This is a genomic window from Neorhizobium sp. SHOUNA12A (assembly GCF_023006505.1).
Classification (GTDB): Bacteria; Pseudomonadota; Alphaproteobacteria; order Rhizobiales; family Rhizobiaceae; genus Neorhizobium.
Window position 1 is genome coordinate 1 of record NZ_JALBGV010000084.1, and the last position, 23,809, is coordinate 23,809.

Below are 23,809 nucleotides of genomic sequence, written 5' to 3' on the forward strand. Positions count from 1 at the left end.
GTCGATCTCCTGGGGGCGCTTCTGGGCGGCATGCGCCAGATCCAGTTCGGCCTGTGAGCGGGCAAGCGCTGCGCGGGCCGCGGCGACAGCGGCCTCTTCGCTTGACGAGTCTAGCCTGAAGAGCGGCGCGCCTGCTGCGATCGTTGCGCCCTCGGCAATGCTTACCAGGGTGAGCCGGCCGGCACTTTCGGCACCGATGAACAGCGTATCTGCTTCGACCCAACCCTGGTAGGGGCGTGGCGGCTTATCGGCGAAGAGGAAGGGCAGGGCGGCAATGGCGGCGCCTGCGAGGAAAACGATGATGAGGATACGCTTCACTTCGCTCCTCCTTCCGGCACGAACAGGGTTTCGAGAAAAGCGTCGAACAGTTTTTGGGTGTCGAGATGCTCGTAAGCCTCGAACAACGTCGTCCACACGATCGACAGCAGCGCCGGGGCGATGACGATCTGCGGCACGTCGGCAATGGCTGGATTGCGCAGGTCGCCGCGGGCGGCCGCCCGTTTCAGGAGGATGCGCAGCACGCCAAGACCCTTGGAGATGATGTCGCGGTGGTAAAATTCGGTCACGGAAGGAAACATAGGACCTTCGGCGAGGATCAGCCGCAGCAGATGGCGGCGGTCGGTCTCCAGCACCTCGCGTTTGAAAAGAGCGTAGAACATCGACACCGCGAAACGCGGCGCGATCGCCTCGTTGGTTACCAGCCCCTCGATCTCTCCGAGGATGGGCGTGGCGATGCCGGAGACGAGTTCGGTAAACAGCGCCTCCTTGTCCGGAAAATGCAGGTAGACGGTGCCCTTGGCGATGCCGGCACGGGCCGCGACATCCTCCATCCGGGTGGCGGCAAAACCGCGCTCGGAAAAGCAGGCGAAGGCGGCGGCCAGGATATCGGCTCGCCGCTGTTGAGGGTCGCGTTTCTCTCTTTTCTTCTCGGGCATCGTCTATATCTTCAGTTATGACTGACTGGTCGGTCATTAACACGGATGAGAATAATTTACAAGCGCTGTAGCGGGAAATGGGGATGTTGGGTAACTCTGGGGGATGTGGTCGGAAACCTTTGGAGGATATCGTGCCGCTCGGCAGGCTGGTGATCTATGCGAAGGACGTCGAGGCGACAGCGCTTTTCTACGAGACGCATTTCGGTTTCAGGGCGATGCGGCTGCCGGGCGACAGGATCGTCGAATTGGTGGCGCAGGACGGTGGCGTCAATATCATGCTGCATCCGGCCGGCCGCGGGCTAAGGAGCGGCCAGGCGATTGTCAAGCTTGTCTTCGACGTCGAAGATGTCGAGGCGTTCTGCCGGCGAAGCGCCGAAAACGGCCTGGATTTCGGCCCCATCCACAAAGCCGACGGCTATGTCTACGCCAACGCCAAGGACCCGTGCCTGAACTCCGTTTCAGTTTCCAGCCGGGCCTTCCGGAAGGCGGGTTAAAGCGGTGCCGCGTCAGCGTCTGCGGGACCTGGTTTGCCGATCCCGGTGAAATATCTTTTCGATTAGGGTATTCTCTTCAAGGAAATCTGAGGATTTCTCGTTTAAAACCATCAGTGGGGCGATTGGAAACAGCGTCCAGCGGTCGCGCGGGCGACTTTCGCTCCCCATATCTGTAGAGGCCGTCCTGCCGTGGTAAGGGTGCGGCGCCGTTGAGAGTTGATCAGTCGCAAGGAGTTCGGACACGATGACGCAGCCCCCGGAAACGGCACTGCAGAATTTCGAGCTTTCCCTGGGGGGCCAGCTCCGCATGATGGGCAAGGCATTCTGGAATGCGCCGGTGCGCAATCGGGTCCTGGTGCTGATCTCGGCATTGCTCATCGTCATCTTTGCGACGACCTATGCGACATACCGGCTGAACGAGTGGAACGGGCCGTTCTACGACGCGCTGGAACGGCGCGACATGCCGGAATTTCTGAACCAGCTCGTCGTGTTTGGCATTATCGCCTTCTCGCTGACGCTCTTGAACGTCGTCCAGCAGTGGCTGAACCAGATCACCGCGATGCGGATGCGCGAGGGGTTGGCGCGCGATCTCGCCGATGTCTGGCTGAAGCCCGGCCGGGCGCTCAAGCTCGGCGGCGCAGGCGCGATCGCCAGCAATCCCGACCAGCGGCTGCACGAGGACACGCGCATCCTGGCGGAAAACACCACGGCGCTGGCGATCGGGCTCGTCAACTCGACGATCCTGCTCGCAAGCTTCATCGGCGTGCTCTGGGCGATCTCGTCGGATTTCGCCTTCCATTTCGGCAGCCGCACCATTTCGATCCCCGGTTACATGGTGTGGACGACGATCCTTTATGCGCTGTTGGGGTCTGTGCTCAGCAACGTCGTCGGCAACCTTTTGCCGCGGCTCAACGCCGAGCGTTATGCGCGCGAAGCGGACCTGCGCGCGGCCCTGGTGCGGGCGAACGAGAACCTGAAGCCGATCACGCTCGCACGCGGCGAGGCAAGCGAGCGCGTCCGGGTGGATTTCGCGATCGAGGGCGTGCTGGGCATGCTCCGCAAGCTCGCCTGGGCACTCGCCAACCTCACCTGGGTCTCGGCCGGGTTCGGCTGGCTGGCGCTGGTGGCGCCGATCATCATCGCGTCGCCGATGTATTTTTCCGGCGAACTTTCCTTCGGCGGGCTGATGATGGCGGTCGGGGCCTTCAACCAGGTCAACCAGGCGCTTCGCTGGTACGTTGTCAATTTCAGCGTCATCGCCGACTGGCGGGCGACGCTGAACCGCGTCTCCTCCTTTCGCCACGCACTGCTGACCATGGATACGCCGGCTGGGGAGGGCGGGGTGATCGCCTATCACCAGACGTCCCGGGGGGAGGGTATCAGCGTTTGCGGCGTCACGGTCTACGGCGCGCCCGAGCAGGGCGCGGCCGGACACGGGGTGCGCGTGGTGGAGGGCGATTGCGCCATCAAGCCGGGCGAGCGGGTGATGATCAACGGCGATCCGGGCGCCGACCGGCATCTGTTCTTCCAGGCGCTGGCCGGCATCTGGCCCTGGGGGCGCGGCGAAATCGGCCTGCCGCCGGTGGGCAGCATGATCCTGATGCCGCAGGACGGATACCTGCCGACGGCAACGTTGCGCGAAGTGATGACCTATCCGGCCGGGCTGAGCAACATCGACGACAAGGCGCTGGCCGAGGCCCTGGAGAGGGTCGGGCTCGACCGCCTCGTGCACCGGCTGGACGAGGTGGAGCGCTGGGACCGGCTGCTCGACAAGGACGAGGAGGCGTCGCTGTCGATCGCCAACGCGGTGCTGCGCAAGCCGGACTGGCTGATCATGGACGACGTGCTGGAAGGCCTGGAACCGGAAACCCAGGAGCGGCTGTTGGGCGTGCTCAGCCGTCTCGAAGGCGTGACGCTCATCTATATCGGCCGTTCGGAAGAGTTCCGGAAGAAATTCTCGCCGCGGCTCTTCCATCTGTCGCCGCTTCAGGTGCATGCAGAAAAGACCAGCGTAGAGGCATGACATGGGCAGGCATATGACGTCGACCAATACCGGGCAATGCGTCGTCTGCGGTCGCACCTTTCCGTTATCGAGACTGCACAGGGCCGGGTATCTGCGGCCGAACCTCGTCGCGATGGTGGCAGAGGAAGTTCCAAGCTGCACCGCCGACAGCTATATCTGCGACGAGGATCTCGGCCGTTATCGCCGCCGTTATGTGGAAAAGCTGCTCGACGAGGAACGCGGCGAGCTTTCCGACCTCGACAAGCGCGTGCTCGACAGTTTTGAAAAGGGCGCCTCGACGGTGCAGACGAGCGCCGTCAACCTGCTCGAGCGCAACCCCACCTTCGGCGAGCGGGTGGCTGACAAGGTCGCGTCCTTCGGCGGTTCCTGGACGTTCATCCTGAGCTTCCTCGGGGTGCTCTGCGTTTGGATGGCGGTGAACGTCGTCGGCCTGTTCGCAGTCCCGTTCGATCCCTATCCGTTCATCCTGCTCAACCTGGTGCTCTCATGTCTTGCGGCGCTGCAGGCACCGGTCATCATGATGAGCCAGCGGCGGCAGGAGGAAAAGGACCGGATGCGTTCGGAGAACGACTACATGATCAACCTGCGCGCCGAACTCGAAATCCGTCAGCTCCATGAAAAGATCGACCACCAGATGGCGCATCAATGGGAGCGTCTGGCGGAAATGCAGCAGATCCAGATCGAGCTTCTGGAACGGCGTGGCGGCGGGCCGGGCCAGAACTAGGCCGGGAACTCTTGTGCCGAATGAGATGGGGTGAACGGCGGCCAGTCCGCTTCTGACGATCAGAAGGACAGGCCGCCGTTCACCGCTACTATTTCAACGGCAGGAACAGTTCCACGACGACATCATGGACCTGCGCGCCCGGGAAGAGGGAGAAGTGCCGCTGGCAATAGATGGGGAAGTCGCGTGCGTCCTCTCCACTGGCTGGAAGCCAATCCCGATAAAGAAAGAGCGCGGCGGGTTCTAAATTGTGGGTATCGTGGAAGACGCGCAGGACCGCACAGCGCCCGCCCGGAATTACGCCTGGTTTCATCTGTGCGTCATCGGACGCAATCGGCAGGTCAGTCCCGACACACAGGTCCATGCTATAATCGGCCGGGATCGCAGGCGTTCTCTCAGAACGGAAGACGTTGAAGGTCGGGCTCGTCTCAGGCGATAAGCCGGCCGCCTTGCGCCAGGCAATGAAGCGCTCGATGGTATCGCCGAGTGTTGCCCGGTCGCCCCGATGCTCCATGATCGCCACCGGCGTCGGGGGGACATCGCGGATAGTCACGTCGTCGTTGGTATAGGTAATCTGCATGAGCTTGCTCCTCGCATTGTTCAAAGGCCCGAAGGCCGCAAGCCACGGTGCCCAGTCGGGCGACTTCCGGAATGATGAAGGCGATTGGCCAAGCCTTTGCCGAAAGGCGCGGGCAAAGGCGTCGGGTGCATCGTAACCGGCATCCATCGCTACGTCCGTGACGCTTGGAGCGTCCTTCGAAGCCAGCCGGTGCGAAGCGTGCTTCAAACGCGCAAGCTGGACATAGCGATGCACGGACACCCCGAAGGTGGACGCGAACTGCCGGTGGAAATGGTATTTCGAGAACGCCGCGACGCCGCTCAACACGTCCAGGCCCAGATCATCGTCCAGGTGCTGGTCGATATGGTCCAGCACCCGCTGCATTCGGGCATGGTAGTTTTCAAGTGGCGCCTTCATAGTCTTCCTCCGTGGCGACAGCATCTACGCCCTTTCAAATATGACGCGCTCGACCGATCTTGCGGTTTGGCATGGATCAGCAGGTGCCTGCCAGCGATGGCGGAAGGGGAGGTGGCAAACCCTAACGCGAGTTTGGCCGGATCGCCGGCTTTTGAGCGTTTGCTCCACCCATTCTTAAAGGGCTGCGTGCTAAATGGTTTTTGCCGCCGGTTAAAGCATCTGCGGTTCCCATCTTTCTAGGATTCCCAGATGAAAAAAGCTCTTCTCATTGGCATGCTCGTCCTGGCCGCTCCCGCGCTGGCCCAGGCGAAAACACTTAAATTCCCGAGCGACGCTCCGATCGCCAGCATCAATATCCCCGATAGCTGGAACCCGAAGGAAACCGAGACCGGCGTCGATGCCACGTCCAAGGACAGCGCCGTCTATCTCTCCGCCGATGTCGCGGAACTGAAGTCGATGGACAAGACGGTTTCCGACGCCATCGATTTCCTGAAGGAGGCTGGCGTCACCGTCGATCCCAAGACGATGAAGGAAACTCCGGTCGAGGAGTTCAACGGCATGCAGATGACCACGCTCGACTGGGACGGCAAGGACGAGAACGGCCCGGTGAGCGTCGGGCTTGCACTGATCCAGACATCGCCGACCGAGGGTCTTGTCGTCACCTATTGGGGAACCAAAGGCGACGAGGAAAAGCATCAGAAGGAACTGGTCGACATCCTGTTGTCGATCAAGCCGATCGCAAAGTGATACTGCGTGCGGCGGCGGTTGTTTCCGTCGCCGCCGTCATCTCGTCGGACTGACCGGCGAAAAGTCAGCCGATGAAATCGTGGATGATGCGGGCGACCTGTTCCGGCATTTCGAGTTGCAGCATGTGGCCGCTCGGCACTTCCATGGATGCCCAGGACGGATCGGCGCGAAGTTTGGCGTAGATGCCGGAAAAGATCTTCGACTGGTCGATATTGGCCGAGACGTAAAGCCTTTTCGTGATCTTCTGATGGTCACCCGACAGTTTGATCTTCTGGATCATCGTCGCGAACGGCTGCGGTGAGCGGCTGGTCATGTAGTGGCGCAGATGTTCCGGCACGCGGGTCGCGTGACGGGCAGGAGGCGGCACCGCCACGCCGCCGAGTTCGCCGGCCATGGCGAGGTTGGCCATCGCCACTTCCGGGCCGAGCAGATCGAGCGCCGACTGGCCGTTTTCCGGCAGGAAGGCGTCGAGATAGGTCAGCGTGCGGATGCGGGCCGCGAAACGATCGGCGACCCCTGTGATCACCATGCCCCCATAGGAATGGCCGACGAGGTCGAACTCCTCCAGGCCTTCCGCTTCGACGAGGCCGCAGACATCGCCGATATGGGTGTCGAGATTGATGGCGCCCGAGAAGAGGTGAGTGCGTTCGCCGAGCCCGGTGAGGCTCGGCACGAAGACCTGGTGGCCCATGCCCCGCAGAATATCGGCAACCGGCGTCCAGCTCGCGCTCGAACCCCAGGCACCCTGCACCAGAACGATTTTGCGGCCGGCCATTCATCCCCTCCCGTCTGAACGATGCCGGTTGTTTCCCATCCGGGTCGGCTGGAGTCAATGCGACAGGTGGGGGGACAGGTTTGGCGGGATACGGCTGTTCAGCCGTTCTTCCAGGTGAGGCGGAAGACGCGGAGCCAGTTGTCGAAGGCGAATTTTCTCAAGGTCGGCTCGTCGAAACCGGCTTTGCGCATGGCAGCGAAGAGATGCGGCAGGCCGCTTGCATCCCCGATCTCGCGTGGCACGACTGTGCCGTCGAAGTCCGACCCCAGCGCCACGCGGTCCACGCCAACGCGGTCGATCAGATATCCGATGTGGGAGACGACGGTGTCGAGAGGGGTGTTTTCGTCCAGATGTGCATCGGCACGGATATCGTAGACGGCGAGGTTGAAGCCGATGACCCCGTCTGTATCGCGGATGGCGTCAAGCTGCCGATCGGTGAGATTGCGGGTGGAGGGGCAGAGTGCATGGGCACAGGCATGCGTGGCGACGAGGGGAGCGGTGCTCAAGGCCGCCACATCCCAGAAACCCCGTTCGTTCAGATGCGCAAGGTCGATCATGATGCCGAGGGCATTACAGGCTCTCACCAGTTCCCTTCCAATATCCGTCAGGCCCGGGCCGGTGTCGGGAGACCTCGGATAAGCGAAGGGCACGCCGTAGCCGAATATGTTGGGGCGGCTCCAGACCAGGCCGAGGGAGCGGAGACCCGCCGTATGGAGGATATGGAGATGGTCGAGATCGGGACCGATCGCCTCTGCGCCTTCCATATGAAGAACGACCGCGAAGGCGGATTCCGCCCGGGCGGTCTCGACGCTGCCGACGTCGGTCGCGAGGCGCATCCGGCCACTTGAGCGGCGGATCAATAGATTGATGGCGGCAAGTTGGGCGTCGATCAGTCGGCGGGCATAACCCTCTTCCAGGGCGTCGGCATAACGAACCTCATAACCATCGTCGGTGACCGTCAAATCGTTTTCCGGCTTGCGCTCCGGATAGGCATGCAGCGCAAACAATCCGCCGACCAGGTGCCCTTCGATCGCGCGGGGAAGATCGAGATGGCCGGCCTCGGACCGGATGAGGAAGTCCCGGCCCCCAGGCTTATAGTCCAGCATGAACTGGACCGCATCGTTATGCCCGTCGAAGACTGCGATTTTTTCCATAAGAATTCGTCCGGTTCCGGGGCAGATTGCTGGCGAGTCTTAGGACAGTTTTGTTACCGCCACATGCCGCGCATGCGGGCGGTGACGTCGATGCGGACCTGGTGGCGGGCCTGGCGTTCGGCGTCGGTCATCTGGGCGACGACCGGCCAGGCGGCGGTTTCGAAGAATTGCAGAAGTGTCGCCGGGATGAAGCGGGTGCGGGCGGCATAGACATGGCGGTCGCCCTGCGACGCCTGGCCGTGCACGAAGAAACGCTGCGGCGTCATCAGATGCAGGTGGTCCTTGGCCCGCGTCATCGCGACGTAGAGGAGGCGGCGTTCCTCCTCGACCTCGGCGGTCGAACCGACGCCGAGGTCGGAGGGGATGCAGCCGTCGACGCAGTTCAGAAGAAAGACCGAGCGCCATTCCTGGCCCTTCGAGGAATGGATGGTCGAGAGGATCAGATAATCCTCGTCGAGCAAAGGCGTGCCGGATTCGGCGCTGGTCGCATCCGGCGGATCGAGCGTCAGTTCGGTGAGGAACCGTTCACGGGAGGTATAGCTCGACGCGATCTGTTCGAGCTGCAGCAGGTCAGCCTTGCGGGTCTCGGCATCCTCGTGGATGCGGGCGAGATGCGGTTCGTACCAGAGACGGGCGAGGCCGATTTCGGACGGCCAGCCCTGGCCTTTGCGGACGGCGGCGAGCATGTCGACGAAGGCCGGCCAGTCGGCGCCGGAGCGCGGCGGGGCGGGGATTTCCTGGAGGGCTGAGAGCGGCTCGGGATCGGCGGTGATCGCATCGAGGATCTTTCCGGCCGTCTGCGGGCCGATGCCGGGGATGAGCTGCATCAGCCGGAAACCGGCGACCCGGTCGCGCGGGTTCTGGGCGAAGCGCAGCGCCGCCAGCATGTCCTTGACATGGGCGCTGTCGAGGAATTTCAGGCCACCGAACTTCACGAAGGGGATGTTGCGACGGGTGAGCTCGACTTCGAGCGGGCCGGAGTGATGCGACGAGCGGAACAGCACGGCCTGGCTTTTCAGCGTCATGCCGGTTTCGCGGTTTTCGAGAATCTTTTCGACGATGTAATTGGCCTGTTCGGCCTCGTCCTTGACGGCGACGAGGCGGGGGCGCTCCTCAGACTGGCGCTCGGTCCAGAGGTTCTTGGTAAAGCGCTCGCGGGCGAGATCGATGACGCCGTTGGCGGCGGCCAGAATCGTATTGGTCGAGCGGTAATTGCGGTCGAGCGTGACGATATTGGCCGGCGGATCGAACGTGTTCGGGAAATCGAGGATGTTGCGGATCGTGGCGGCGCGGAAGGAATAGATCGACTGCGCATCGTCGCCGACGACGGTGAGGCCTATGCCGCCGGGTTTCATCGCCATCAGGATCGACGATTGCAGCCGGTTGGTGTCCTGGTATTCGTCGACGAGGACATGGTCGAAACGGCCGCCGACATCCTGCGCAATCGCCGGCTCGCTCATCATCTGCGCCCAGTAGAGCAGGAGGTCGTCGTAATCCAGCACGTTCTGGGCCTGCTTGGCCTCGACATAGGAGGCAAACAGTTCGCGCAGCTGCTTTTCCCAGGCCGAGCACCAGGGGAAATAGAGTTTCAGCACCTCGTCCAGAGGCGTTTCCGAATTCACAGCGCGCGAATAGATCTGCAGGCAGGTGCCTTTGGTCGGAAACCGGTTCTCGGTCTTCGAGAAGCCGAGTTCGTGGCGGACCAGGTTCATCAGGTCGGCGGAATCTTCCCGGTCGTGGATGGTGAAATCGTGGTCGAGGCCGATCTGTTCGGCGTAGAGGCGCAGCAGCCGAGCGCCGATGCCGTGGAAGGTGCCGGCCCAGGAGAGCGCGTCGGTCATGATGCCGGCATTGGCGCCTAACACTTGCGCGCAGATGCGCTCGACGCGGCGGCCCATTTCCGATGCCGCGCGGCGCGAAAAGGTCATCAGCAGGATGCGGCGCGGATCGGCGCCCGAGACGATCAGGTGCGCGACACGATGGGCGAGCGTGTTGGTCTTGCCAGAACCGGCGCCGGCGATGACCAGAAGCGGCCCGGCGGGGCCGCCTTTGGGGACGTCCGAGCCGTGCTCCACCGCGCGCCGCTGCGCGTCATTCAGCTTTTCCAGATAAGCGACAGCCATGCCCGTTCCCGATGTGTTCGAATGAGCCATAGCTGATTCGTGCGCCTACGCGGAAATCGGCATTGCCGTGCATGCGGCAAGTCACCAGCTTGCATGCGCGCCGCAACATTGCGACCATGCCGGCGGCGGTATTTCCGCTCAGGTGCAACTGCGTTCCGAGGCTGGTGCCGCGATCAATTCGCTCCGGCCCTGTATCTGTTTGTATTTCAAACGTAAATCACGCTTTTGTTATACAGGCTCTCGAAATAAACTTGACCACAAATCTCTGCTTTGGTTATGACGGCCTCGTCAAATTCCTGACTCTCTTGCGGAGGCGATCTTGAAAACTTCGTTCACCTTGGCTGCGGGCGTTGCCCTGGCTGTTTCTGTTCTCGCTCTTTCCTCGCCCGCTTCGGCGCAGGTCAAGGATAGCCTGACCATCTATAATGCCCAGCACGAGGGGCTGACCAAGGAATGGGCGCAGGCCTTCACGGAAGAGACCGGCATCGTGGTTACCATCCGCCAGGGCGGCGACCTCGAAATAGCCAACCAGATCGTGCAGGAAGGCGCCAATTCGCCGGCCGACGTGTTCCTCACCGAAAACTCGCCGGCCATGGCGCTGGTGGACGGCAAGGGCCTGTTCGCGCCGATCGACAAGGCGACGCTCGACCAGGTTCTTCCGGGCTTCCATCCGGCCAACGGCAACTGGGTCGGCATCGCTGCCCGCTCGACGGTGTTTGCCTATGACAAGACCAAGCTGACCGAAGACAAGCTGCCGAAGTCGATGCTCGACCTCGCCAAGCCGGAATGGAAGGGCCGTTGGACGGCTTCTCCGTCGGGCGCCGACTTCCAGGCGATCGTCGGTGCGCTGCTGCAGCTCAAGGGCGAGGAAGCGACCGCTGCCTGGCTGAAGGGCATGAAGGAAAATGCGACCCCGATCCGCGGCAATTCGACGGCGATGAAGGCAGTCAATGCCGGCCAGTTCGAAGGCGCGCTGATCTATCACTACTACTATTTCGGCGACGTGGCGAAGACCGGCGAAAACACCAAGAACGTCGGCATGCATTATTTCAAGAACCAGGATCCGGGCGCTTTCGTGTCGATCTCGGGCGGCGGCGTCCTCGCCTCCTCGAAACACAAGGAACAGGCCCAGGCCTTCCTGAAGTGGGTTACCGGCAAGGGCGGCCAGAAGGTCCTGCGCGATGGCACCTCCTTTGAATATGCCGTTGGCAAGGGCGAGGCTTCCAACAAGATGCTGACCCCGATCGCGGATCTGCAGGCCCCGAAGGTCGAGCCCTCGACCCTCAACAACGCAAAGGTCACCGACATGATGACCGCCGCCGGCCTGCTCTAAAAGCGGTCGATAACAGTTGCATGGAGACATCGCAGGGCGTACCTGCGATGTCTCGTATTTTCGGACCGTCAATGACTTCCATCACAGATACCCGGATCTCCATCGCGCCGCGACACCGCCTGCCGGCGGCATCGTTCTGGACGCTGACGATCGCGGTCGTGGTGGCTTTGCTGGCGCTCCTGCCGCTCGGCTTCGTGTTGTGGGCGGCGGCGGTGACCGGCTGGGAGATGGCCTCGCAGCTGATCTTCCGCTCGCGGGTCGGCGAGCTGCTGGCCAATACCGTCCTGCTCGTCGTCTTCACCATTCCGATCTGCGCCGTGCTTGGCGTTTCGCTCGCCTGGCTGACGGAACGCAGCGACCTGCCGGGCGCGCGTTTCTGGTCCTGGCTCTGCGTCACGCCGCTTGCCGTGCCCGCCTTCGTGCATTCCTATGCCTGGATCGGGCAGTGGCCCGGTTTCAACGGGCTTCCCGCCGGCGTGGCGATCTCGGTCGTTGCCTATTTTCCGTTTCTCTATCTTCCGCTTTCGGCCGCCTTCCGGCTCCTCGACCCGGCACTCGAAGACCAGGCGGCGTCGCTGGGGCTGGCGCCCTTCGCCGTCTTCCGGCGTGTTGTGCTGCCGCAGCTCCGGCTTGCCCTTTGCGGCGGGGCGCTGCTGGTCGGCCTGCATCTGCTGGCCGAATACGGGTTGTTTGCGATGATCCGCTTCGACACGTTCACGACCGCGATCATCGACCAGTTCCAGTCCACCTATAACGGCGTTGCCGCCTACATGCTGGCGCTGGTGCTGGTGCTCTGCTGTTTCGTGCTGCTCGGCCTCGAAGCCTCGTTGCGCGGCCGCAGCCGGTATGCGCGGCTCGGGTCGGGCGTCGCTCGGCGGCCGAAGGTCGCAAGGCTCGGCAAGTGGAAATACGCAGCCTTGCTCGTGCCTGCGGTCACTGCCGCGTTTGCGCTCGGCATCCCGGTGCTGACCCTTGGTCGCTGGCTGATTGCCGGCGGTGCAGGTGTGTGGCGGATCGACGAGGTTGGGCTGACACTGTGGCAGACGCTGGTCATCTGCCTGATCGGCGGGATCGCCACGACCGCCGCCGCCGTGCCGATTGCCTGGCTTTCCGTGCGCCGGCCGACCCGTGCCAGCCGGTTCCTCGAAGGCTGCTATTATCTCGCGAGCTCGATGCCGGGCGTCGTCGTGGCGCTGGCGCTGGTGACGATCACCGTGCGGGCCATGCTGCCGCTCTACCAGAGCGTTGCCACCATCGTGCTTGCCTATGTGGTGATGTTTTTGCCGCGCGCGCTGGTGAGCTTGCGCGCCAGTATTGCGCAGGTGCCGGTCGAGATCGAACAGGCTGCGGCAAGCTTGGGGCGTTCGCCGGGCAACGCGCTGCTGGCGACGACGATCCGGCTTGCGGCACCGGGGGCAGCGGCCGGCGTCGCGCTCTCCTCGCTTGGCATCATGAACGAGCTCACCGCCACCCAGATGCTGGCGCCGAACGGCACCCGCACGCTCGCCATGGCCTTCTGGGCCCTGACCGGCGAGATCGACTATGCCGGCGCTGCGCCTTATGCGGTGCTGATGGTGGCCTTTTCGCTGCCGCTCACCTTTCTTCTCCATCACCAATCGAAAAAGATCGCCGGGCGATGACGCTGCTTACCCTGACCTCCCTGCGCAAACAGTACGGCTCCGTGGCCGCCCTCGACGGCGTCGACCTGTCGGTGACAGCCGGCAGCCGCACGGCGATTGTCGGCCCGTCCGGCTGCGGCAAGACTACGCTGCTGCGCCTGGTTGCCGGCTTCGACGCTCCGGATGAGGGCCGCATTGTGTTCGATGGGCTGACGCTTGCCGACGGCTCGTCCCAGGTGCCGGCGCACAAGCGCGGCATCGGCATCGTGGCGCAGGACGGCTGCCTGTTTCCGCATCTGACGATCCGCCAGAATATCGGTTTCGGGCTGGAGGCGGAGGCCACGGTCAAGAATGCCCGCATCGCGGAGTTGATGGACATGGTCGGGCTCGACCGGGCCATGCTCTCCCGCAAGCCGGACCAGCTCTCAGGCGGCCAGCAGCAGCGCGTGGCGCTTGCGAGGGCCTTGGCCCGCAAGCCGCGGCTGATGCTGCTCGACGAGCCCTTCTCGGCCCTGGATACGGGTTTGAGGGCGGCGACCCGCAAAGCGGTGACCGATGTGCTGACCGCGGCCGGCATCACCACGCTTCTGGTCACCCACGACCAGGGTGAGGCGCTCGCCTTTGCCGACCAGGTGGCGGTGATGCGTGCCGGCCGGTTCGCACAGGTGGGGAGCCCGCGCGAGGTCTATTCGCGGCCGGTCGATGCGGCGACAGCGGCGTTTCTCGGCGAGGCGATCGTGCTGCCGGCCGACATCGCCGGCGGACAGGCAAAAAGCCCGCTGGGCGTGCTGCCGGTCGACGACGTCGCCTATCGCGGCAAAGGCGAGATCATGCTGCGGCCCGAACAGGTTACCGTCATGCAGGACAGCAGCCCGGACGGCAGCAGTGGCGCATCGGGGACGATCACCGACATCAATTTCTGCGGTCCGACCTCGGACGTACGAATCAGGCTTGGCAGCGACCCGCAAGGCTTCTCCTTCCGGCTCGACATTCCGAGCCGCGAGACGCTTGCCGCCGGGGATCGGGTGACGATCGGTGTGGCGGGAGCCGCCCACCTCTTCCGGTAAGCCGGCGTGCCACAACTACAGGCCGCCTGAAAAAGGATCTGTTACTTTCAGGATTCTACGGGGCCTTCATCGCCGAAGGTGTGCCGCGATCTCGTCGTGAATGGCAGGCGAGGAGAACAGGACCGCGTTTCCGGATAGATCAGGCGGAATGTTTTCAGAAACGCCTGCAAGGTGGCTGCGGGTTGCACCAGCCTCCGTCGCGATAAGCCCCGCGGCGGCGACGTCCCACGGGAACAGCGTTTCCGTGTGGGCATCCAGCCGTCCGGCTGCGACATAGGCGATATCCAGAACCGGCGCCGCGCCGCGCCGGATGTCCTGGCACATCGACAGAATTATCCGCACCCGTTCCAGCAGCGGACCGGGATCGCTTTTTTCATGCGGGAAACCGGTGCTGACGATCGAACGCGCCAGGCTATCCGGCGAGGACGCCCGGATCGGGCGGCCGTTCAGAAAGGCGCCCTGGCCCTTCGCCGCGGTGAATGTTTCGCCCAAAGCAGGCGCATGGACGCAACCCGCCAGAACGTCACCATCCATGGCGAAAGCGACCGAAATGCCGAAATAGGGATGTCCCCTTGCGTAATTCGCGGTTCCGTCGATCGGGTCGATAATCCATAAGGGACCTGAGTAATCGAAGCGGTGGCTGTCGGCGTCTTCTTCCGAGAGGATGCGGTGGAGGGGAAACTCGGCCTTGATCGCCGCCTGGATAATCTCGTCCGAGAGCAGGTCGGCGCCGGTCACCAGATCGCTTGGTCCCTTGAAGCGGACCTGGCTGCGGGATGCTTCCCACTGTTCGATCACTGCATTCCCAGCCGCGACGGCGGCTTTACTGGCAAGAGACAGCATCCGGTCGTATTCGGTGCTCAATATCATGTGTCGCAATCCAATTCACGTTTCGCGGATATCGCGCAGCGGGCAGGGACATATTGGAGATACGCCGCTTCGCAGTCGAGGCTTACGAGTGGCACGTTTATGGAACCCTGGAACATTTCTTCGCGTTATCGGACCATCAACGTGAAGGAACAATTCCATGCTGAAATGGGCTCTCATCTTCCTCGTCATCTCGCTGATTTCCGGCTTCCTCGGCTTTTCCGGCATTTCCGCCGCGACGGCAGGGATCGCGAAAATCTTGTTCTTCATCTTCCTTGTCGTTTTCCTGATTTTCGTCGTGCTCGCCTTTGCGGCCGGCAATGCGATTCTCTGAATCTCCTGGCGTCCCGCGGGTGAAGCGCAAGGAATCGGGCCGCTGAAACAAAAAAGCCCCGCCGAAGGTCGGGCGGGGCAAATTGGGGAAAATCCGCATCAGTGACGCGGTGGGTCGCATTTGGCATATTCCATGTCGTGCTACGAGGCGGGTTGAGGCCGATTCGGTACGCTCGAGCGAAAAAAAGAGACCGGTCTCGATGCGGCGAGACTGCTCTGCGCAGATGCGGAGGTCAGGGGCGCGACGGATGTTTCTGGGCGAACACGAGCAGCTTCCAGACTACCGGGCCAAGGACGGTATGCTCGTGATGGATCTGCGGGATGGCGGCGGCCTTGTGGACGACGATCTCGTCGCCGCAGGTCCGGCACCGGTAGATTCCGGCATTCGGCACTTTCTGTCCGGGCATCCAGTCCTTGTCGAAGGCCGGCGCGCCGGTCTGGACGAGATGCTCCAAATTCTTGAACTGCGCCATGCAATACTCCCCTTGATTTTGTAACACCATAACAAGCGCAAATGACCAAATCGCCAGCAAGGCTGGTGAAGAGTTTGGGGCGAAGATGTGCCGTTTTGGAACGAATTCGTTAAGGGAGGGGTCAGAAACGAAGAAATCCGCCGAAGCGGATTTCTCAACGTTTTGAACTGGATGGTGGGCGTGACAGGGATTGAACCTGTGACCCCTACGATGTCAACGTAGTGCTCTCCCGCTGAGCTACACGCCCATCCGTGGCGGCGCATAGACCATAGACTGGTCGGGCCGTCAACAGGTTTTTGCCAGGAAATGCGAAGGTTTTTTGAAGGCCTTGCAGATCAGGGCTTTTGCGGCCGGATTTCCGGTTTCAGGCCGCCAGAAGCTTGTTCACTTCGTCCACCAGATCGCGCAGGTGGAAGGGCTTCGACAGCACCTTGGCATCCTTCGGGGCCTTGGAATCGGAGTTCAGCGCGACGGCGGCAAAACCGGTGATGAACATCACCTTCAGGTCAGGATCGAGTTCCGTCGCCCGGCGGGCGAGTTCGATCCCGTCCATTTCCGGCATGACGATGTCGGTCAGGAGCAGCGAGAAGGGTTCTTCGCGCAGGCGATCGTAAGCGCTCGCGCCGTTGTCGAAGGACGCGACCTTGTAGCCCGCCTTTTCAAGCGCCTTCACCAGGAAACGACGCATGTCGTTATCGTCTTCGGCGAGAAGGATTTTCTGAATCATCTCCAGGACCGTTATCCAATGCAAATTTTTAGAGTTGTCGGTATCTCTTACACTGCCTACGCGCGGTAAACATCCGTTTAATGAGGGTGTAAGAGGATTTGGTAGGGTATAGATAGTATGGACTTCGCCTCGGGCAACTGGCAACATGAGTTCCTGAACAAGTTCGTGACATGGTAAAGGCAGGATGGATTGCAACGTAGGTGATTTTGGACATTTCGAAGTGAGGGAGCCCGCCACGCAGACTATCCCCTTCGTCTTCAATTCGCCTCATAGCGGCAGCTTCTACCCGCCTGAATTTCTCGCCGAGAGCGGCCTTGATTCGCTCGCCATTCGCCGCTCCGCAGACCATTATGTCGACGAGCTTTTCGCCGACGCACCGGAGCTTGGTGCGCCGCTGCTTCTTGCCCATTTCCCGCGCGCCTATCTCGACGTCAACCGGGAGCCCTACGAGCTCGATCCGCGGATGTTCGACGGGCCTTTACCGCCTTTCGTCAATATCGGCTCTATGCGGGTCGCAGGCGGGCTGGGCACGATTCCGCGAATCGTCGCCGAAAACATGGAAATCTACCGCCGCCGGTTGCCGGTCGACGAGGCGATGTCCCGCATCGAAACGATCTACAAGCCTTACCACGCCTGCCTTCGCAAACTGATCGCCCGCACCCATGCCCGCTTCGGGCTTGCCATCCTGATCGACTGCCATTCGATGCCGGGCAATATCCGGCTCTCCGGTTCGGATGTGCGGCCCGACTTCATCATCGGCGACCGCTACGGCACCAGTGCGTCTGCCGAACTCTCCCGGGCGGCGATGCAATTCCTCGACGGCATGGGTTTTTCGGCTGTGCGCAACAAACCTTATGCCGGCGGCTTCATTACCGAACATTACGGACGGCCGGTGCGCGGCCTGCACGCGCTGCAGATCGAGATCAACCGCGCGCTCTACGTGGACGAGATGACGCTTGCCAGGCGGCCGGAATTCCCGGTGATAGCAGCCGCGCTTTCGACCTTCATGCGGCAGATGGCGGACTTCGTCGTCGACTTCGCAGGCGGCGACAGCGCGCTCGCAGCCGAATAACGCCCTCAAAAGTTTTCCACAACAGGTTTGGTCTGCCGCCTGCCGGGGTGACTGGCTCGCCAGCTCGATTGCGGGCAAAAAAAACCGCGCTTGTGGGCGCGGCTAAGTCTAGGGAGGAAACACCCAAGGAGGGTATTTACAGTCAAAGACTGTGCATTGAAGCTATGAGTGCGCTGCACAAATGTCAAGCATCTTTTTTGACTGATTAAATATGCGCCATTTTTGGGCGGTTTGGTGAGTTTTTCGGCGCCGGTCGATTGTTTTTTGATTTTCTGCCCAGGATCACGCGAATCCGGTTTTCAGTTTCAGGCGAGTATCCTAGAAGAGATCACCTCTTCCTCAGCGGATTTCCCCATGCTTCCCGATCGCGACTTCTTCGATGCGCTTGCCGCCGCCGCCAAGGCCGAGACCCTGCCACGCTTCCGAACCGGCCTTTCGGTGGTCAACAAGTTGCTGGGCGGGTTCGACCCGGTGACCGAAGGCGACCGCGCCGCCGAGACGGCGATCCGGGCGATGATCAGTGAGAAGTTTCCCGAGCACGGCATTCTCGGCGAAGAGCATGGCAATGTCGGCCTCGACCGCGAACATGTCTGGGTGATCGATCCGATCGACGGCACGCGAACCTTCATCTCCGGCTTGCCGGTCTGGGGGACACTGATCGGCTTCCAGTCGAACGGCCGCGCCGTCATGGGCCTGATGGACCAGCCTTTTATCGGCGAGCGTTATTTCGCCGACGGCACCCGCGCCTGGTATTCAGGCCCGGATGGCGAGCGCCAGATTTCGGTGCGCGACTGCGGCAGCCTTGCCGATGCCACCCTGTTCACCACCTCGCCGCATATCTTTTCCGGCGACGATCTGGCGAGATACCGTTCGGTCGAGGAAAAGGTGCAGCTGTTCCGTTACGGCTGCGATTGCTACGCCTATGTGCTGCTCGCCTCCGGCCATGTGGATATCGTGGTCGAGAACAACCTGAAGCCTTATGACGTCGGTGCGCTGATCCCGATCATCGAGCAGGCGGGCGGCATCATCACCACCTGGGACGGCGGACGCCCGGAAAATGGCGGCAATATTCTTGCAGCAGGCAGCAAGGCTGTGCATGCGGAAGCGATGAAGCTGCTTTCCGGCAGATAGGTTGGCAGACAGACCCGCGGATCAAGCAGCGGTTTCGGAAAGCCCGAAGCTGCCATCCTGGCCGGGCATGAAGGCCTCGATCGCCGCGAGCGCCTGGGCGCGATAGATATCCTTGTCGTGAAACACTTCGTGGCGCCCGCCGTTGATGGTGATGAGCTGGCCGGCGCGGAAATTGCGCGACAGTTCCTCCTGCGCCGCATAGGGGACGATGGCGTCGAGAACGGGAGCGAGGATCAGGGTCGGAATGGTGATCCTGGTCAGATGCGATTGAGAAGATACGCGGCGAGCGGCCTTGAACGTCTCGTGCAGCCAGCGGGCCGTCGGCGGGCCGATCGCCAGCTCCGGATGGGCGGCGCCGATCTCCATATTGCGGGCGAAACGCTTGCGGTCCGAGGTCAGCGGGTTGCCTTCGAAAGCGCGGTTGCTGCGATCGGTGCCCATCGAGACGCGGCCGAAACCGGTCCAGCTCGCAATCCCGGCAAGCGTGCGGATGAAGCCTTCCGGAACACCCTGACCTGAGAGCGCGATATAGGGGGCTGCAACCGCCATCCGGTTGATGCGGTTCGAAAGCCGCGGGGCGGCCGAGAGCGCGATCAGGGCACCGGTCGAATGGGCAACAAGGAAGAAGGGCAGGCGGGCATCGGGCAGCACGATATGTTCGAGGAAGATCTCGAGATCCCGCTCGTAATCGGAAAAGCGGCGGACATGGCCCTTGCGCGGATTTTTCGTCAGCCGTTGCGATCCGCCCTGGCCGCGCAGGTCGAAGGTCGCGACCCAGAGGCCCATCGCGTTGAGGTCACGGATCGTTTCGAAGTATTTTTCGATGGACTCGTTGCGGCCCTGCACGAGCACGATAGTGCCGATCGCCGGTGATATCTCGGAGCGAAACAGACCGTAGCGCAACCTTGTGCCGCGATGGCCGGTGAAATAGCCGGCCGAATAATTGGCCGGCGCCGGGTTGCCCGGGGTCGGGTGGAGAATGTCGCCGATGGAATCTGCCGCTTCGCTCATGCCGGCCAGCGTCAGCCAGCGGCGGCGGGACGTCAAGGAGATTGTTGTTTGGAGGATGTGATGTGGGTTGGGGTGCGTGCAGGGTTGCCCCTCATCCCCCTGCCGGGACCTTCTCCCCGTTCTGACGGAGAGAAGGACGCAAGTGGCCGGTTCGTCGCTCCCTCTTTTCGCAAGAAGGTAGTGTTTCCCAAGGACCTATGAGGGACGAGGAGGGTGCGGCATATCCTCTTCTCCCCGTCAGAACGGGGAGAAGGTGGCGGCAGCCGGATGAGGGGCAACCGTAACCTGAGAGGTTGCCGCAATCACTGATTGGACGGATGACTTGCGCGGTGGCGATCAAATATGTGTAGTCAAGGCCATGGAGCTCTGCGCGCAATGCCGGCCAGATCGGGGAGGAGACAAGCCATGTATTACGCAATTCTTGCCTATCACCAGGAGGGGGTGGTCCAATCCTGGACCGAGGAGGAGGACCAGGCGCTGATGACCGAGCTGCTGGAGGTCAACGACCGTCTGGTTGCGCAGAAATCCCTGGGGCCGGCCGCGCGGCTCGGCCCGACGGAGCAGGCCGTGACATTGCGGGGCAAGGGCGAGGGTATGGTCATCGACGGTCCGTTTGCCGAGACCAAGGAACAATTGCTCGGCCTCTACGTGGTGGACTTTCCAACGATCGAGGGAGCCATTGCGGCGGCACGGGATCTGCGCCGGGCCAATCCGACGGCGGTCTACGAAATCAGGCCGATCCTGCTTTATCTGCCGGGCGCATCGCTGGAGTCGCGGGCCGAGGACTGAAGCAGTTTTTCAGCAGGAAAAAAGAAGCCGGAATCGCGGGTCTAGGGATACCCTAAGCGATTCCGGCAATTGATGACCGAAGCGAAGGGACGAATGGAGCTTCGGTCGAGAGAGACAGTCTGCCTTCCACTATCTTTTCTATCAAAACGATCATGAACCGGCTCGAAACGGGCTGTTCATGTCAGGTTCACGCGCAAAACTGCGCCGCGAACCGGGCTCTTGAAGCCGCGGAAATCAATCCCCATCTGAACTCTGCGGGCGCCAAACGGGTCCGCCGAACGGGACCGCATCGCCAATGAAGGGATGCGCAAACCCAGATGAAAACCGCAACGTCGCTTCCCAAGGAGGACTCCATGCGTCACGTCGATTTTTCGCCCCTTTATCGTTCCACCGTCGGTTTCGACCGTCTTTTCAACTTGCTCGACAATCGCGGGCCGGCAGACCAGACCCCCAGCTATCCGCCCTACAATATCGAGCGGACCGGCGATAACACCTATCGCATCACCATGGCCGTTGCCGGTTTCGATGAAAAGGAACTGAGCCTCGAAGCCCATGCGAACGTGCTGACCGTGAAGGGTGAAAAGAGCGAAGACGAAACTGCTGCCGAACAGAGCGAATACCTCTATCGCGGCATCGCCAAGCGCGCCTTCGAGCGCCGCTTCCAGCTCGCCGATCATGTCGAAGTGCAGTCCGCTTCGCTGAAGAACGGCCTGCTCCATATCGATCTCCTCCGGAACATTCCGGAAGCCATGAAGCCCCGTCGGATCGCGATTGCCGCAGACGCAGTCGCTCCGAAGACGATCGAGGCTCAGGTCACCCCGCAGCAGGTCAACTAACTCGCTGCCGGGCACCCGGTCGATATAGTCGAGCAAGCCCAATGCGGCCCTTCCTCTTGGGGGAAGGGCCGTTTTTCGTTTTTGGGGGATTAACTTGCTGCGGTCTTTCGCGGACGGCCACCCTTGCGACCATTTTCCCGGGCCGTTGCCGCTTTCGCCGCTGAGCGGACCTTACCTCCGGCTGCACCCAATTGAGCGGCCATCCAGCGTTTCGATCCAAAAATGCCCTGGAGGAGGCCGGGGACATAGACGTCGACGTCAAGTTTCGGCCAATGAAGGCCAAGGCCCGTGGGGCTGATCTCAATCCCGGAGAGTTCATCCGGGGAGGCTTCGGAAAGGCCTTCGATCTTTTCCGTCGGAATAGCCACCTGGACATCAGTGTTCAGTCCGATCACGACGCGGGACGAGCGTCGATCATAACGGGCCGACACAGCATAACCCGCCTCCCGCTGAGCCTGCATACGTTCTTCGGCTGCTCCCAGTTCCTGTTCAGAAATCGCCATGATGGGCACTCCATGCCGCACAAAGAGCGGCTATTTCTTCTGCGAGGGCTTCCTCGATGCGGCGGAGTTCCGTGAGCTTGAAACCGTAGCTTTCCCGCAACTCCAGTGGTCCGCCGGGACAATTCAGGATGAAGACCGCTTCTCCACCGCCCTTTACGTGAACATGCGCGGGACGGTGATCGTTGGGATAGATCACGACGCGCAGGCCAGCAAAGCGTAAAACGGTCGGCATGGCTCAATATAGTAAAACCCAAGCGCTTTGGAAAGCGCCTGAGTTTTACTATCTCTCGTCGTAAAAGGTGAGTAACGCGGCCCCTCAAGCCGCAGCCGGTGCCACGACCATATCCTTCTTCGCCTTCAGGCGGTTCGCATATTTCTGGGCGATAACGGCGCAGGCCATCAGCTGGATCTGGTGGAAGAGCATCAGCGGCAGGACGATGGCGCCGATCGAGGAGGACTGGCCGGAGAAGATGGCATTGGCCATCGGCACGCCGCTTGCGAGCGACTTTTTCGAACCGCAGAAGGTGATGGTGATCTCGTCCTCCTTGTTGAAGCCGAGCGCGCGGCTGCCGAACATGGTGATGCAGATGACGACTGCCAGCAGCGCCATGTCGACGAGGATGACGACGCCGATATCGAGCGCGGAGAAGGTGCGCCACAGGCCTTCCATGACCGCTTCCGAGAAGGCGAGGTAAACGACCATCAGGATCGAGCCGCGGTCGACGGGGGCGAGCATCTTCTTCTTCGAGCGGATCCAGTTGCCGATCCAGGGCTGCAGGATTTGGCCGACGACGAAGGGGGCGAGAAGCTGCAGCAGGATGCTTTCGAGCGCATCCCAGGAGAAACCGGAGTCACCGGTGGTCGACAGCAGGATGCCGGCGAGAAGCGGCGTCAGGAACATGCCGAAGATGTTGGAGCCGGAAGCGGCGCAGATCGCCGCCGGCACGTTGCCGCCGGCCATGGAGGTAAACGCGATCGAGGACTGTACGGTCGAAGGGAGCACGCAAAGGAAGAGGATGCCGGCATAAAGCGGTGCCGCCAGGATATCTTCCGGAATAAATCCGATCATCAGCCCAAGAATGGGGAAGATCGCGAATGTCGTCAGCAGGATCGTCAGGTGCAGGCGCCAGTGCAGGATGCCGGCCACCACTACGTCGCGCGACAGGCGCGCACCATGCAGGAAGAACAACAGGCCAATGGCGATGTCGGTCGCGACGTTGAACCAGTCGGCATAAATGCCATGGATCGGCAGGACCGAGGCGAGGATGACGGTGCAGACGAGAAGGACCGTGAAGCGGTCCGGCAGAAAACGGCTCATGGGCGAGGTTCCTCGGATTTGAGGATTTACCCTTCACTTATCATGAAGCAGAATTCAAACACTAACAGTTATCACGGTAACGGATAGCCATGCTGAACCTTCATCACCTGAATAGTTTCGTCATGCTGCAGCAGACCGGCAGTTTCACGGAAGCGGCGGCCCGGCTGGGCGTCGGCCAGTCGACCGTCACCCAGCATATCCAACGGCTGGAAAAATCGCTCGGCCGTCAGTTGGTGTTTCGCGATACCCATCAGGTAAAGCTGACGGCGGAAGGCGAGGCGCTGCTCGGCTATGCGCGCGGCATGCTGGATATGAACGGCAAGGTCGCCTCGCTGTTCGGCGAAAGCCGGTTGCGCGGGCGGTTGCGGCTCGGAGTTTCGGAAGACGTGGTGGCGAGCCGGCTGACGTCGATCCTCGAAGATTTCATCCGGCTTTATCCGCTGGTCGATCTGGAACTGACCGTGGCGCTTTCCGCGGTGCTCTACCAGATGCAGGACATTGGCGATCTCGATCTGGTGCTCGCCAAGCGGCATATCGGCGAGACGCATGGGCGGCTGCTTTATCGCGAACCGCTGGTCTGGCTGGCACGCGATCCGGACCATGTCCTGTCGCGTGGCGATGCGTTGCCGCTGATCGCGTTTCCGCCGCCGAGCATTACAAGGCGCGTCGCCCAGGAGGCGCTCGACCGGGAAAAGATGGCCTGGCGGATCGTCTGCACCTGCGGCAGCTTGAGCGGGCTGACGGCGGCGGCGCGGGCCGGCATGGGCGTGCTTGTCCAGCCG

25 protein-coding genes, 1 tRNA gene and 1 pseudogene are annotated in these 23,809 nt (G+C 61.9%); 13 read left to right on the forward strand and 14 right to left on the reverse strand.

Annotated features, from left to right (window positions below; genetic code table 11):
* Together MOV63_RS26365 and MOV63_RS26370 are read right to left on the reverse strand one after the other, a co-directional pair.
* Window positions 1-318: pseudogene (locus MOV63_RS26365) on the reverse strand (multidrug transporter); the annotation flags it as partial.
* A complete protein-coding gene (locus MOV63_RS26370) occupies window positions 315-935 on the reverse strand; it encodes a TetR/AcrR family transcriptional regulator (RefSeq protein WP_038545172.1) in 621 nt (206 codons plus the stop codon). The gene MOV63_RS26370 and the pseudogene MOV63_RS26365, both read right to left, overlap by 4 nt.
* Window positions 936-1,066: 131 nt before the next feature.
* Here MOV63_RS26370 and MOV63_RS26375 point away from each other — a divergent pair, with 131 nt between their 5' ends.
* From MOV63_RS26375 to MOV63_RS26385, 3 genes are all read left to right on the forward strand, one after another.
* A complete protein-coding gene (locus tag MOV63_RS26375; RefSeq protein WP_247038346.1) occupies window positions 1,067-1,429 on the forward strand; it encodes a VOC family protein in 363 nt (120 codons plus the stop codon).
* A 244-nt stretch (window positions 1,430-1,673) separates the two neighbouring features.
* A complete protein-coding gene (locus MOV63_RS26380; protein WP_038545169.1) occupies window positions 1,674-3,452 on the forward strand; it encodes an ABC transporter ATP-binding protein/permease in 1,779 nt (592 codons plus the stop codon).
* 1 nt (window position 3,453) lies between these two features.
* Window positions 3,454-4,176, forward strand: coding sequence for a DUF1003 domain-containing protein (locus tag MOV63_RS26385; protein ID WP_080719208.1), 723 nt, complete (start codon window positions 3,454-3,456; stop codon window positions 4,174-4,176).
* Window positions 4,177-4,264: 88 nt separating this feature from the next.
* Here MOV63_RS26385 and MOV63_RS26390 read toward each other — a convergent pair whose 3' ends face one another.
* The gene (locus tag MOV63_RS26390; RefSeq protein ID WP_247038376.1) at window positions 4,265-5,149 is read right to left on the reverse strand and encodes a GyrI-like domain-containing protein; all 885 of its coding nucleotides are present in this window, start codon (window positions 5,147-5,149) and stop codon (window positions 4,265-4,267) included.
* 249 nt (window positions 5,150-5,398) lie between these two features.
* Here MOV63_RS26390 and MOV63_RS26395 point away from each other — a divergent pair, with 249 nt between their 5' ends.
* Complete coding sequence (locus tag MOV63_RS26395; RefSeq protein WP_038545163.1) at window positions 5,399-5,896, forward strand: hypothetical protein; 498 nt, start codon at window positions 5,399-5,401, stop codon at window positions 5,894-5,896.
* A 64-nt stretch (window positions 5,897-5,960) separates the two neighbouring features.
* On the opposite strand, the gene MOV63_RS26400 is transcribed toward MOV63_RS26395, so the two are convergent.
* The 3 genes from MOV63_RS26400 to MOV63_RS26410 form a co-directional block, all read right to left on the reverse strand.
* Window positions 5,961-6,671 carry an alpha/beta fold hydrolase gene (locus MOV63_RS26400; RefSeq protein WP_247038348.1) on the reverse strand — a complete coding sequence of 237 codons (711 nt, stop codon included), beginning with the start codon at window positions 6,669-6,671 and terminating at the stop codon, window positions 5,961-5,963.
* Window positions 6,672-6,769: 98 nt separating this feature from the next.
* The gene (locus tag MOV63_RS26405; RefSeq protein ID WP_247038351.1) at window positions 6,770-7,825 is read right to left on the reverse strand and encodes a dipeptidase; all 1,056 of its coding nucleotides are present in this window, start codon (window positions 7,823-7,825) and stop codon (window positions 6,770-6,772) included.
* 53 nt (window positions 7,826-7,878) lie between these two features.
* On the reverse strand, window positions 7,879-9,948 hold the full coding sequence (locus MOV63_RS26410; protein ID WP_247038353.1) for an ATP-dependent helicase: 2,070 nt from the start codon (window positions 9,946-9,948) through the stop codon (window positions 7,879-7,881).
* Between the two features lie 319 nt (window positions 9,949-10,267).
* Between MOV63_RS26410 and MOV63_RS26415 the strand changes: the two genes are divergently transcribed.
* The 3 genes from MOV63_RS26415 to MOV63_RS26425 all read left to right on the forward strand — a co-directional run bounded on the left by MOV63_RS26415 (window position 10,268) and on the right by MOV63_RS26425 (window position 13,967).
* Entirely contained in the window at window positions 10,268-11,281 is a 1,014-nt protein-coding gene (locus MOV63_RS26415) for an iron ABC transporter substrate-binding protein (RefSeq protein WP_247038355.1), read from the forward strand.
* A 71-nt stretch (window positions 11,282-11,352) separates the two neighbouring features.
* Window positions 11,353-12,921, forward strand: a complete 1,569-nt coding sequence (locus MOV63_RS26420) for an iron ABC transporter permease (protein ID WP_247038357.1) — start codon at window positions 11,353-11,355, stop codon at window positions 12,919-12,921.
* Window positions 12,918-13,967 carry an ABC transporter ATP-binding protein gene (locus MOV63_RS26425; RefSeq protein ID WP_247038359.1) on the forward strand — a complete coding sequence of 350 codons (1,050 nt, stop codon included), beginning with the start codon at window positions 12,918-12,920 and terminating at the stop codon, window positions 13,965-13,967. Before MOV63_RS26420 ends, MOV63_RS26425 begins: the two co-directional genes overlap by 4 nt.
* Before the next feature lie 66 nt (window positions 13,968-14,033).
* On the opposite strand, the gene MOV63_RS26430 is transcribed toward MOV63_RS26425, so the two are convergent.
* The gene (locus tag MOV63_RS26430) at window positions 14,034-14,837 is read right to left on the reverse strand and encodes an inositol monophosphatase family protein (RefSeq protein WP_247038361.1); all 804 of its coding nucleotides are present in this window, start codon (window positions 14,835-14,837) and stop codon (window positions 14,034-14,036) included.
* A 157-nt stretch (window positions 14,838-14,994) separates the two neighbouring features.
* Between MOV63_RS26430 and MOV63_RS26435 the strand changes: the two genes are divergently transcribed.
* On the forward strand, window positions 14,995-15,168 hold the full coding sequence (locus MOV63_RS26435; RefSeq protein WP_038545141.1) for a DUF1328 domain-containing protein: 174 nt from the start codon (window positions 14,995-14,997) through the stop codon (window positions 15,166-15,168).
* Window positions 15,169-15,400: 232 nt separating this feature from the next.
* Here MOV63_RS26435 and MOV63_RS26440 read toward each other — a convergent pair whose 3' ends face one another.
* The 3 genes from MOV63_RS26440 to cpdR1 all read right to left on the reverse strand — a co-directional run bounded on the left by MOV63_RS26440 (window position 15,401) and on the right by cpdR1 (window position 16,367).
* Window positions 15,401-15,640, reverse strand: a complete 240-nt coding sequence (locus tag MOV63_RS26440) for a hypothetical protein (RefSeq protein WP_038545138.1) — start codon at window positions 15,638-15,640, stop codon at window positions 15,401-15,403.
* Window positions 15,641-15,812: 172 nt separating this feature from the next.
* Window positions 15,813-15,887, reverse strand: a tRNA-Val gene (locus tag MOV63_RS26445).
* A 117-nt stretch (window positions 15,888-16,004) separates the two neighbouring features.
* A complete protein-coding gene (gene cpdR1, locus MOV63_RS26450; RefSeq protein ID WP_037077221.1) occupies window positions 16,005-16,367 on the reverse strand; it encodes a response regulator CpdR1 in 363 nt (120 codons plus the stop codon).
* A gap of 184 nt (window positions 16,368-16,551) precedes the next feature.
* On the opposite strand from cpdR1, the gene MOV63_RS26455 reads away from it, so the two are divergent.
* Complete coding sequence (locus MOV63_RS26455; RefSeq protein WP_247038363.1) at window positions 16,552-17,439, forward strand: N-formylglutamate amidohydrolase; 888 nt, start codon at window positions 16,552-16,554, stop codon at window positions 17,437-17,439.
* A gap of 354 nt (window positions 17,440-17,793) precedes the next feature.
* The gene (hisN, locus tag MOV63_RS26460) at window positions 17,794-18,570 is read left to right on the forward strand and encodes a histidinol-phosphatase (RefSeq protein ID WP_247038364.1); all 777 of its coding nucleotides are present in this window, start codon (window positions 17,794-17,796) and stop codon (window positions 18,568-18,570) included.
* A 21-nt stretch (window positions 18,571-18,591) separates the two neighbouring features.
* On the opposite strand, the gene MOV63_RS26465 is transcribed toward hisN, so the two are convergent.
* Window positions 18,592-19,560, reverse strand: a complete 969-nt coding sequence (locus MOV63_RS26465; RefSeq protein WP_247038378.1) for an alpha/beta fold hydrolase — start codon at window positions 19,558-19,560, stop codon at window positions 18,592-18,594.
* 426 nt (window positions 19,561-19,986) lie between these two features.
* Between MOV63_RS26465 and MOV63_RS26470 the strand changes: the two genes are divergently transcribed.
* Together MOV63_RS26470 and MOV63_RS26475 are read left to right on the forward strand one after the other, a co-directional pair.
* Window positions 19,987-20,370, forward strand: coding sequence for a YciI family protein (locus MOV63_RS26470; protein WP_247038366.1), 384 nt, complete (start codon window positions 19,987-19,989; stop codon window positions 20,368-20,370).
* A 353-nt stretch (window positions 20,371-20,723) separates the two neighbouring features.
* Window positions 20,724-21,206 (forward strand): Hsp20 family protein, encoded by a 483-nt coding sequence (locus MOV63_RS26475; RefSeq protein ID WP_038545126.1) that lies wholly within the window; start codon window positions 20,724-20,726, stop codon window positions 21,204-21,206.
* Window positions 21,207-21,295: 89 nt separating this feature from the next.
* On the opposite strand, the gene MOV63_RS26480 is transcribed toward MOV63_RS26475, so the two are convergent.
* From MOV63_RS26480 to MOV63_RS26490, 3 genes are all read right to left on the reverse strand, one after another.
* Window positions 21,296-21,709, reverse strand: a complete 414-nt coding sequence (locus MOV63_RS26480) for a DUF2442 domain-containing protein (protein ID WP_247038368.1) — start codon at window positions 21,707-21,709, stop codon at window positions 21,296-21,298.
* Entirely contained in the window at window positions 21,696-21,941 is a 246-nt protein-coding gene (locus MOV63_RS26485) for a DUF4160 domain-containing protein (RefSeq protein ID WP_247038370.1), read from the reverse strand. Before MOV63_RS26485 ends, MOV63_RS26480 begins: the two co-directional genes overlap by 14 nt.
* Window positions 21,942-22,025: 84 nt before the next feature.
* The gene (locus MOV63_RS26490; RefSeq protein ID WP_247038372.1) at window positions 22,026-23,027 is read right to left on the reverse strand and encodes a bile acid:sodium symporter family protein; all 1,002 of its coding nucleotides are present in this window, start codon (window positions 23,025-23,027) and stop codon (window positions 22,026-22,028) included.
* A gap of 89 nt (window positions 23,028-23,116) precedes the next feature.
* Between MOV63_RS26490 and MOV63_RS26495 the strand changes: the two genes are divergently transcribed.
* On the forward strand, window positions 23,117-23,809 hold a 693-nt coding region (locus tag MOV63_RS26495), incomplete at its 3' end, for a LysR family transcriptional regulator (protein ID WP_247038374.1).